The sequence below is a fragment of the Pseudomonas sp. NDM genome (assembly GCF_003105095.1).
Taxonomy (GTDB): Bacteria; Pseudomonadota; Gammaproteobacteria; order Pseudomonadales; family Pseudomonadaceae; genus Aquipseudomonas; species Aquipseudomonas moraviensis_A.
Genome location: NZ_QETJ01000174.1, coordinates 1 through 9,324, shown reverse-complemented (window position 1 = coordinate 9,324; position 9,324 = coordinate 1). Strand labels below are relative to the sequence as shown.

Here is a 9,324-nt window from a genome sequence, read left to right as displayed (position 1 = left end):
TTAGCGGACTCGTTGACTGACACACCGCAATCGCGAGCAGGCTCACTCCTACATTTGTTTTATGTCGCCCTCCCTTCAGCCTCCGACACTTCTGGCATAACACTTGCTCTTGCCTTGCCGTGCGACTGTGAAACCCCCGATTAGTGACGGATTATTGGCATGGCGAAGAGCGAAGCTGCAGCAGTAAAAGACCCGGCAACCAAAGGCAAACTCAAGCTGATCATCGTGATCGTGCTGGCGTTGCTGGTGGCCATTGGTGCATCCGTCGGGGCGACCTGGTTCTTCATGCACGGCGCCCAGAGCAAGCCTGCCGAGGCCGCTGAAGCAGCGCCGGTCGGCAAGCAGGCAGCGATTTTCGAGCCGATGGCGCCAGCCTTCGTTGCCAACTACAACCAGAACGGCCGTCAGCGCTACATGCAGGTGAGCATTACCATGCTGGCGCGTAACCAGGCCGATCTGGACGCGCTCAAAGTGCACATGCCGGTTATCCGCAACAACCTGGTGATGCTCTTCTCCGGTCAGGATTTCGCCACACTGGCGACCCCGGTCGGCCAGGAGATGTTGCGCCAGAAGGCCACCGCCAGCGTCCAGGAAGTAGCGCAGAAAGAGCTGGGCAAAGTGGTCATCGAACAGTTGCTTTTCACTAATTTCGTACTGCAGTAGGAACACGACATGGCCGTGCAGGATCTGCTGTCCCAGGATGAAATCGATGCGCTGTTGCATGGCGTCGATGATGGTCTGGTACAGACCGATAATGCTGCCGAACCCGGCAGTGTCAAAAGCTACGACCTGACCAGCCAGGATCGCATCGTCCGTGGACGCATGCCGACGCTGGAAATGATCAACGAGCGTTTCGCCCGCTACACCCGCATCAGCATGTTCAACATGCTGCGCCGCTCGGCGGACGTTGCCGTCGGTGGCGTGCAGGTGATGAAGTTCGGCGAATACGTGCACTCGCTGTACGTGCCGACCAGCCTCAATCTGGTCAAGATCAAACCGCTGCGCGGCACTGCGCTGTTCATCCTCGACGCCAAACTGGTGTTCAAACTGGTGGACAACTTCTTCGGCGGCGACGGCCGTCACGCCAAGATCGAAGGGCGTGAATTCACCCCGACCGAACTGCGCGTGGTGCGCATGGTGCTCGAGCAGGCCTTCGTCGATCTGAAGGAAGCCTGGCAGGCGATCATGGAAGTCAATTTCGAGTACATCAACTCGGAAGTGAACCCGGCCATGGCCAACATCGTCGGCCCGAGCGAAGCAATTGTCGTCTCCACCTTCCACATCGAACTCGATGGCGGTGGCGGCGACCTGCACGTGACCATGCCGTACTCGATGATCGAGCCGGTGCGGGAAATGCTCGACGCCGGTTTCCAGTCCGACCTCGACGATCAGGACGAGCGCTGGGTCAATGCCCTGCGCCAGGACGTGCTCGATGTCGACGTGCCCATCGGTGCCACCGTGGCCCGCCGCCAGTTGAAGCTGCGCGACATCCTGCACATGCAACCGGGCGATGTGATCCCGGTCGAGATGCCGGAAGACATGATCATGCGCGCCAACGGCGTGCCGGCCTTCAAGGTCAAGATGGGCTCGCACAAAGGCAACCTCGCGTTGCAAGTGATCGAGCCGATCGAGCGTCGCTGAGGCGGCGCCTTTCACCCCCGTATTTAACCGAATTGTTGCCCGCCGAGGACACATGATGAACGACGATATGAACGCGCAGGACGATCAGGCACTGGCCGATGAATGGGCTGCGGCCCTGGAAGAAACCGGTGACGCCGGCCAGGCTGACATCGATGCACTGCTGGCCGCCGACGCCGGCACTTCCAGCTCCAACCGTCTGCCGATGGAAGAGTTCGGCAGCGTGCCGAAGAACAACGATCCGGTGACCCTCGACGGTCCGAACCTGGACGTGATCCTCGACATTCCGGTGTCGATTTCCATGGAAGTCGGCAGTACCGACATCAACATCCGCAACCTGCTGCAACTCAACCAGGGTTCGGTGATCGAGCTCGATCGTCTGGCCGGTGAGCCGCTCGACGTGCTGGTCAACGGCACCTTGATCGCCCACGGCGAAGTAGTGGTGGTCAACGAGAAGTTCGGCATCCGCCTGACCGACGTGATCAGCCCAAGCGAACGCATCAAGAAGCTGCGCTGAGTGAAAAGGTTTCTCTGGGGTCTGCTGGCATTGCCGTTGAGTGTGCTGGCTGCCGAGCCGGGCGCAACCACGGCTGCGCCTGCCGCCACCGCGCCAATGGTCAACAGCGGCGTGGCCGGGCAGTTGACGCAACTGGTGTTCGGTTTGCTGCTGGTGCTGGGCTTGATCTTCTTCCTCGCCTGGCTGCTGCGCCGCGTGCAGCAGGCAGGGCCGGCGGGCAAGGGGCAGGTGATCGAGTTGATCGGTTCGCGCGCGCTCGGCCCGCGTGACCGATTGATGCTGGTACAGGTCGGCAACGAGCAGATCCTGCTCGGCCTCAGCCCCGGCACCATCACCGCGCTGCATGTGCTCAAGGAACCGGTCGAAGTGCCCTCCGCCAGTGAAAAAGCGACGCCGGAATTTGCTCAGCATCTGCTGAAAATTCTCGGCAAGGATCAGAAGGATACGAAGTAATGGGTGCGCTCCGCATCGTCTTGACGCTGGTCCTGTTGCTGGCCGCGCCGCTGGCGTTGGCTGCCGATCCGTTGTCGATCCCGGCGATTACGCTGGGCACCAATGCCGACGGCGCGCAGGAATATTCGGTCAGTCTGCAGATCCTGCTGATCATGACCGCGCTGAGCTTTATTCCGGCGGCGGTCATTCTGATGACCAGTTTCACGCGGATCATCATCGTCTTCTCGATCCTGCGTCAGGCCCTCGGTCTGCAACAGACGCCGTCGAACCAGATCCTCACCGGCATGGCGCTGTTCCTGACGCTGTTCATCATGGCGCCGGTATTCGACCGGGTGAATAACGACGCATTGCAACCGTATCTGTCGGAAACCCTCACTGCGCAGCAAGCGGTGGAAAAAGCTCAGGTGCCGATCAAGGATTTCATGCTCGCGCAGACCCGCACCAGCGATCTGGAGCTGTTCATGCGCCTGTCCAAGCGCACCGACATCGCCACCCCGGATCAGGCGCCGCTGACCATCCTGGTGCCGGCGTTCGTGACTTCCGAACTTAAAACCGCGTTCCAGATCGGCTTCATGATCTTCATCCCGTTCCTGATCATCGACCTCGTCGTGGCGAGCGTGCTGATGGCCATGGGTATGATGATGCTCTCGCCGCTGATCATCTCGTTGCCGTTCAAGATCATGCTGTTCGTGCTGGTGGATGGCTGGGCGCTGATCATCGGCACCCTGGCCAGCAGTTTTGGAGGTGTTTCGCCATGACGCCGGAAGTCGCGGTCGATATCTTTCGTGAAGCGCTGTGGCTGACCACCATGATGGTCGCCATCCTGGTGGTGCCGAGCCTGCTGGTCGGCCTGCTGGTGTCGATGTTCCAGGCCGCCACGCAGATCAACGAACAGACCCTGAGCTTCCTGCCGCGCCTTCTGGTGATGCTGGTGACCCTGATCATCGGCGGTCCGTGGATCGTGCAGACGTTCATGGAATACATCATCCAGCTGTACAAAAACATCCCGATGGTCATCGGCTAAGCCATGCAATCGCTGCTTCAGTTGACCGACACCCAGATCAGCACCTGGGTGGCGTCGTTCATGTTGCCGCTGTTTCGCGTGGCGTCGATGCTGATGGTCATGCCGGTGTTCGGCACCACCCTGATCCCGCGCCGCGTGCGCCTGTATTTCGCCGTGGCGATCACCGTGGTCATCACCCCGGCGCTACCGCCGATGCCCGCCGTCAGCCCGCTTGACCTCAGCGGTCTAATGTTGATCGGCGAGCAGATTCTGGTCGGCGCCGTGCTCGGATTTTCCCTGCAACTGTTCTTCCAGGCCTTTGCCGTCGCCGGGCAGATTGTCGCGGTGCAGATGGGTATGGGCTTCGCTTCGATGATCGACCCTACCAACGGCGTTTCGGTGGCGGTGATCGGTCAGTTCTTCACCATGCTGGTGACGCTGCTCTTCCTGTCGATGAACGGCCACCTGGTGGTGTTCGAAGTCCTGACTGAAAGCTTCACCACGCTGCCGGTCGGCGGCGGTCTGATGGTTGAGCATTACTGGGAACTGGCCGGCAAACTCGGCTGGGTGCTTGGCGCCGCGTTGCTGCTGGTGCTGCCAGCGATCACTGCTTTGCTGGTAGTCAACATCGCCTTCGGCGTGATGACCCGCGCCGCGCCGCAACTGAATATCTTCTCGATCGGTTTTCCGCTGACCATGGTGCTCGGCCTGTTCATCGTCTGGGTGGGTCTGGCGGACATTCTCAACCAGTATCAACCGCTGGCCAGCGAGGCCTTGCAGTTGCTACGCGAACTGGCACGGGCGCGCTGAGTCATGGCAGAGAGCGAAAGCGGTCAGGACAAAACAGAAGACCCCACGGACAAACGTAAAAAGGATGCCCGAGAGAAGGGTGAGATTGCCCGTTCCAAAGAGCTCAACACCCTTGCGGTGATGATGGCCGGTGCCGCTGCGCTGCTGATTTTTGGCGGCATGCTCGCGCAAGAACTGATGGACGTGATGCGCCTGAACTTCACCCTGTCCCGTGAAGTGGTCATGGACCAAGGCGCCATGGGCCGTTTTCTGTTGGAGTCAGGGTTGATTGCCTTGCTGGCGATTCAGCCAGTCATGATCACCCTGTTGCTCGCCGCCGTGATCGGCCCGATCTCCCTCGGTGGCTGGCTGTTCGCCGCAAGCTCCCTGGCGCCCAAATTCAGCCGGATGAACCCGGCCGCCGGCCTCAAGCGCATGTTTTCGTTCAAGGCTGTGGTCGAACTGCTCAAGGCACTGGCGAAGTTTCTGATTACCCTGGGCGTGGCGTTGGTGGTGTTGTCCGCCGACGTCGATGACTTTCTGCGCATCGCCCACGAGCCACTGGACATGGCGATCATCCACAGCGTTTTGCTGGTGGGCTGGAGCACGCTGTGGCTGGCTTGCGGCCTGATCATCATCGCCGCCGTCGACGTGCCGGTGCAGCTTTGGGAAGCGCACAAGAAACTGCTGATGACCAAGCAGGAAGTGCGCGACGAACACAAGGACCAGGAAGGCCGCCCCGAGGTCAAGCAGCGCATCCGCCAGACCCAGCGCGAAATGTCCCAGCGGCGGATGATGGCGGCGATCCCCGAAGCCGATGTGGTCATCACCAACCCGACCCACTACGCCGTCGCCCTCAAGTACGACTCGGAGAAGGGCGGCGCGCCGGTGCTGCTGGCCAAGGGCAGCGACTTCATCGCCCTGAAAATCCGCGAAATCGCCGTCGCCAACAACGTCATGCTCCTCGAGTCGCCGGCGTTGGCGCGGTCGATCTACTACTCCACCGAACTGGAGCAGGAAATCCCCGGCGGGCTGTATCTGGCCGTAGCGCAGGTATTGGCTTACGTCTACCAGATCCGCCAACACCAGGCGGGCAAGGGTAAACGGCCGGATCCGCTCAAGGATGATTTGCCGATTCCGCCTGATCTGCGGCGCGATTCCTGACGGTTACCGTCTGTCTGGAAAACCTCTCAACCTGTCAAGTCTGACAGTAGACGGCCGCGCCCGCCGGCGCTCTCATTGCCATGGGAATTCTCCCGGCATTTCCCTGCATTGGTCGCTCTGATCATTTGATGCGAGTACCAGGGAGCGGCGCCTGCATCGGGTTTCAGAGGAAGCAATCATGGCAGACCAGCCCTATATAAAGTTGCAAGGTATGGAGGTTGAATTCGTCTCGGGAGTGTTGGAACAACGTACAGCCGATCGCGCAATCGGTTACACCGTGACTTTCAAGTTGATGCTGGACTTCACCCATTTCAAGCAGATGGCCAACGCCTACAGCGCCAATTACCTGGAGGTGTCGAGCAACGCGATTCGGCCGGAGCTGGAGGGTTTGGCGTACCACAATCACTACAGTGTGATTGGTGGTTCTGCAGGAAAAATCGTCAACAGTGCGATGCTTTTCGAACTCTTCACCGATCCGGATTTGTACTTGGATGGCTGGATCAACGATGAAATGGAGAGGCGATTTGGCAAGCCGGAATTCGTCATTGAGGGAAGTGCGCTTTTGATGACGGCGCGGCAGGACTTTCGTTGGGAAGATCCGGAGCGCGAAATCAGGATCGAAGACCTCCCCATCATTTGGTTTGATTGGGCACTGACCCTCATAGAGCAGCGGACAAAAGTGTCTTGGGGGCTGCCGGAGCGTACGACGCCGGTATCGGTGGTGACGTTTATGTACACGCAGGACGCGGTCGTCGTTATCGAGGGTACGGAGCTGCTCAAGGGCGCGCGCTATATCAACGGCAAGAATCTCGGTTTCGGCCCGATTACCCCTGAACAGGTTTTAACGGCGTAGTGATCTGCAACCCGCCGCCCCGATTGAAAGGGGGCAGCGGGCTTTTTCTGCCTCAAGGTTTTGTGTTGCGCCTTAGCCAGTATTCGCGCTCCCACTTTGGAAGCCGTTCAACGGTGGGAGCGAGCCTGCTCGCGAAGGCGTCAGAAGTGACGCTGGATCAATCAACTGGTGTCCCCAATGCCTGCGTCAACCCGGCAACTCCAGATTATCCAGCACCCGATTCACCGCCAATTCGCCGAGCATGATCAGCTGCGCGATGCCCATCAGCGTCCGGCGCTGCGACGGTTTCACCAACCCGGCGAATTCCTGGGCGATGGTTTTGGCCGAGGCGAGGGTTTCGCAGGCGTTGGCCAGCAGGTCTTCGTTTTTGGTGTCGGCGGTGACGGCGTACATGGCGCGGGGGCTGAAGGGTGGTGGGGTGGAGCCGGGTGGGCAGAGGTAGTGGTCGAGGGCGCGGTCGGCGGCTTGGTGGAGTTTTTTGGAATCGAGGGATTCGTAGGGGGAGGTGGGGTCGGTTTCGGGTGGGTTGGGTGTTGGTTTGATCATGGTAAAGCTCCTTGAGAGATGGAGCCGTCAGCCTTCGCTGCTAAACGAAGAGGGTGGCGGCTTTACGCGGGTTAGCAGACCAGGCTCAAGGATCCCGGCGCACCGAAGTGCCCCACGCAAAGCCGCCATAACGTAATGGCAGTACTCGCGTGCCTTGAAATTTGCCGAGCTGCTAAACCCGATCACTGAACATTCAGCGACCGCACCACAATAGAACCCGCCCCCAAGGCGCACAAGCCGGCGGATTCTGGCTTGGCTGTAGGCAATGACGCAAGAATTTGTAGCCTGAAAGGCGTGTCTGAAGGTGTCTTTTAAACGCCTTCGTTTAAATCGAAGAGCTTCGCCGAACCTGATTGCCCCTTCGCGAGCAAGCTCGCTCCTACAGTTGGAATGCGGTCAAACTGTGGGAGCGAGCTTGCTCGCGAAAAGGCCGGTACTAAGAGCCAATAACCCGGCCTTATTGCATTACTGCGGCAACTCCAGATTATCCAGATAAATAAATCCGTCCCCTTTACAGCAAATACGCAATGTGATCCCTTTGTTCGCTTTGGTTCGAAAGCTATAAATCTATACATGATATATAGTCGCTCTCATAATTGCAGACATATAACTTTTTCTCATCTGTACTTTTTGTAAGGTGGCAAGGGACTTTGCCAACAATGTAGAATGGTCCAACGAAGCCAGTAGCAGTGTTGGTTCTGGCAAGCTTGTTGCTTTCCATGTCTGTGATGTAAATATACTGGCCAAGCCTGGTAGTTGTAATCCCCCTTCCGCCACTGTTTTCGATATATCTTATAACTGTTTGCTGTCTTGCATCTATTACGGCAGTGTCGTTATCCATTATTGCGTAAGCAGTCTCGCCTATAGCGTTAAATGCAATGCTCCATGCGCGATTTATAAGATCAATTTTTCGTACGTCGCTTGTTTCGATCTCGATTAATGAGATATAAGGACTTTGAGTGTTGCAAATATAGATATATTTGCCGTCTGGGCTAGCAGCCCCGTAGCGGGGGGCTTTTCCTACAGTAATGTTTTTAATTTCGTAAGTTCTTGTGTCTATTTGTGTGACAGTATTTGTGAGGTAATTGCAAGTAAATAGCCATTGCCCATTGTTGCTTATGATTACGCCTTCCGGGCCTGCGTCGGTGGTAAGTGTCTTGATCGTTTTGCTCGACGATAAGTCGATAATTGAAACTGTGTTTGTCGTTTCATTGCTCGCATAGCAGAGACGCTCGTCCGGACTCAAAGCAATTCCATGTACACCAGGAATATCGTCTATTGTATTTACAATTTCATGAGTGGCGGTATCGATAATGGAGATGTTATTTTTCTGCCAGCTTGATACATATATCAGCGTACCGGCGGAGTTGATCGCAATATCCCAGGTCCCCCCACCAATAAATACATTGGTCAGTTGCCCCTGGGCCGTCACTGTGGCAGATGCCTCGCCAACTGACGCACCTTTACTGGCCACCAGATTGTAACTTCCACTTGTCTGAGCGCCTGTTACACCGCGGACACTGACTTTGCCCTCGATGTCGCTGGGGAAATCCCGTGAGCCGCTTCCTCCATCGCTAAAGCTGAAATCAGCGGGGAGGTCCAATGTGACGGTTCCCTGCAGGGGGGGGCCGTCCAAATTGCTGAGTTGAACTTCGATATCCTTAAGCCGACCTCTCGGTGCGATCACGTAAGGCGCATTGGTGAATTTCACTAGCACCGCATCCTCAACGGCCTTCACGGTATAAGTACGTACCGGAAAACTCAGCGCCAGGTTTTCATCCGTGCTGTGATCCGGGGTGGACATGAACGTCACCGCCAGTTCGCTTTGATCCTTCAACCACTGCAGATCAGCCAAGGGCAAGGATGCATCGAGATAACCTTGCGATATCCAGAGCGCGTTCACCGCATTGCTCGGGCCAGTCCACACGGTGCGCGTATATGGTTTATCGTCTTTTTTTGTGCCTTCCACTCGCATCCAGACACGCTGGCCGCTGGCAATGTGCGGCCAGAAACCGCCACGAAGAGTCGCCGCAGCAGTGAGCGTGGACACATCCAGGTCAGTCCCGTCACCACCGTCGGCCGCTTGAATGATTTTCGGCGAGTGCGAAAGATCCACACGCAGTTGCAACACCGCCAGCGCACGAATCCGCGACTCTTTCGGATCCTGGGTGCTGCGCGTAACCGTGTAATCCAGCGTGATGGACTTGGCGAGGTTGAAGGCGATCACCGAGACGGCCAGCGGTATTTCCTGCGGGCCGACGCTGGTGACGGGCCATGGCTCGGTGGTGTGCGAACCGGCAGCCGGCGTTCCGGGGGCGCCGGTCAAGCGGACGATAATCCTGTCGCCGACCAGCATGCCGT

General features: G+C 57.9%; 11 protein-coding genes. 9 read left to right on the top strand and 2 right to left on the bottom strand.

From position 1 onward, the window contains the following. The first annotated feature begins 159 nt into the window (after positions 1 to 159). The 9 genes from fliL to DCO47_RS23145 all read left to right on the top strand — a co-directional run bounded on the left by fliL (position 160) and on the right by DCO47_RS23145 (position 6,417). Positions 160 to 663: a flagellar basal body-associated protein FliL gene (gene fliL / locus DCO47_RS23185; RefSeq protein ID WP_016771071.1), complete on the top strand. Its 504-nt coding sequence runs from the start codon at positions 160 to 162 to the stop codon at positions 661 to 663. 9 nt (positions 664 to 672) lie between these two features. Continuing rightward, a complete protein-coding gene (fliM, locus tag DCO47_RS23180; protein ID WP_003222890.1) occupies positions 673 to 1,641 on the top strand; it encodes a flagellar motor switch protein FliM in 969 nt (322 codons plus the stop codon). A 55-nt stretch (positions 1,642 to 1,696) separates the two neighbouring features. Then, positions 1,697 to 2,155 (top strand): flagellar motor switch protein FliN, encoded by a 459-nt coding sequence (fliN, locus tag DCO47_RS23175; RefSeq protein ID WP_016771070.1) that lies wholly within the window; start codon positions 1,697 to 1,699, stop codon positions 2,153 to 2,155. Continuing rightward, positions 2,156 to 2,608 carry a flagellar biosynthetic protein FliO gene (gene fliO / locus DCO47_RS23170; protein ID WP_083353305.1) on the top strand — a complete coding sequence of 151 codons (453 nt, stop codon included), beginning with the start codon at positions 2,156 to 2,158 and terminating at the stop codon, positions 2,606 to 2,608. Next, positions 2,608 to 3,366, top strand: coding sequence for a flagellar type III secretion system pore protein FliP (fliP, locus tag DCO47_RS23165; protein ID WP_116659000.1), 759 nt, complete (start codon positions 2,608 to 2,610; stop codon positions 3,364 to 3,366). The genes fliO and fliP overlap by 1 nt, the downstream gene beginning before the upstream one ends. After that, positions 3,363 to 3,632, top strand: a complete 270-nt coding sequence (fliQ, locus tag DCO47_RS23160) for a flagellar biosynthesis protein FliQ (RefSeq protein ID WP_016771067.1) — start codon at positions 3,363 to 3,365, stop codon at positions 3,630 to 3,632. Before fliP ends, fliQ begins: the two co-directional genes overlap by 4 nt. Before the next feature lie 3 nt (positions 3,633 to 3,635). Continuing rightward, positions 3,636 to 4,421 carry a flagellar biosynthetic protein FliR gene (fliR, locus tag DCO47_RS23155; protein ID WP_116658999.1) on the top strand — a complete coding sequence of 262 codons (786 nt, stop codon included), beginning with the start codon at positions 3,636 to 3,638 and terminating at the stop codon, positions 4,419 to 4,421. Positions 4,422 to 4,424: 3 nt separating this feature from the next. Beyond that, positions 4,425 to 5,564 (top strand): flagellar biosynthesis protein FlhB, encoded by a 1,140-nt coding sequence (flhB, locus tag DCO47_RS23150; protein WP_039761196.1) that lies wholly within the window; start codon positions 4,425 to 4,427, stop codon positions 5,562 to 5,564. A gap of 178 nt (positions 5,565 to 5,742) precedes the next feature. Further along, on the top strand, positions 5,743 to 6,417 hold the full coding sequence (locus tag DCO47_RS23145) for a hypothetical protein (RefSeq protein ID WP_064362057.1): 675 nt from the start codon (positions 5,743 to 5,745) through the stop codon (positions 6,415 to 6,417). 186 nt (positions 6,418 to 6,603) lie between these two features. Here the strand turns inward: DCO47_RS23145 and DCO47_RS23140 are convergent, their stop codons facing one another. Then, positions 6,604 to 6,963, bottom strand: a complete 360-nt coding sequence (locus DCO47_RS23140) for a DUF6124 family protein (protein ID WP_042607541.1) — start codon at positions 6,961 to 6,963, stop codon at positions 6,604 to 6,606. 559 nt (positions 6,964 to 7,522) lie between these two features. Continuing rightward, a partial coding sequence (locus DCO47_RS23135; RefSeq protein WP_133247424.1) for a YncE family protein occupies positions 7,523 to 9,324 on the bottom strand: 1,802 nt, incomplete at its 5' end.

What these genes read in the sequence shown, in the direction of transcription:
- fliP (WP_116659000.1), top strand. Translation starts at nt 2,608, where the DNA reads ATGGGTGCGCTCCGCATCGTCTTGACGCTGGTCCTGTTGCTGGCCGCG.
- DCO47_RS23145 (WP_064362057.1), top strand. Translation starts at nt 5,743, where the DNA reads ATGGCAGACCAGCCCTATATAAAGTTGCAAGGTATGGAGGTTGAATTC.
- fliQ (WP_016771067.1), top strand. Translation starts at nt 3,363, where the DNA reads ATGACGCCGGAAGTCGCGGTCGATATCTTTCGTGAAGCGCTGTGGCTG.
- fliM (WP_003222890.1), top strand. Translation starts at nt 673, where the DNA reads ATGGCCGTGCAGGATCTGCTGTCCCAGGATGAAATCGATGCGCTGTTG.
- fliR (WP_116658999.1), top strand. Translation starts at nt 3,636, where the DNA reads ATGCAATCGCTGCTTCAGTTGACCGACACCCAGATCAGCACCTGGGTG.
- fliN (WP_016771070.1), top strand. Translation starts at nt 1,697, where the DNA reads ATGAACGACGATATGAACGCGCAGGACGATCAGGCACTGGCCGATGAA.
- flhB (WP_039761196.1), top strand. Translation starts at nt 4,425, where the DNA reads ATGGCAGAGAGCGAAAGCGGTCAGGACAAAACAGAAGACCCCACGGAC.
- fliL (WP_016771071.1), top strand. Translation starts at nt 160, where the DNA reads ATGGCGAAGAGCGAAGCTGCAGCAGTAAAAGACCCGGCAACCAAAGGC.
- DCO47_RS23140 (WP_042607541.1), bottom strand. Translation starts at nt 6,963, where the DNA reads ATGATCAAACCAACACCCAACCCACCCGAAACCGACCCCACCTCCCCC.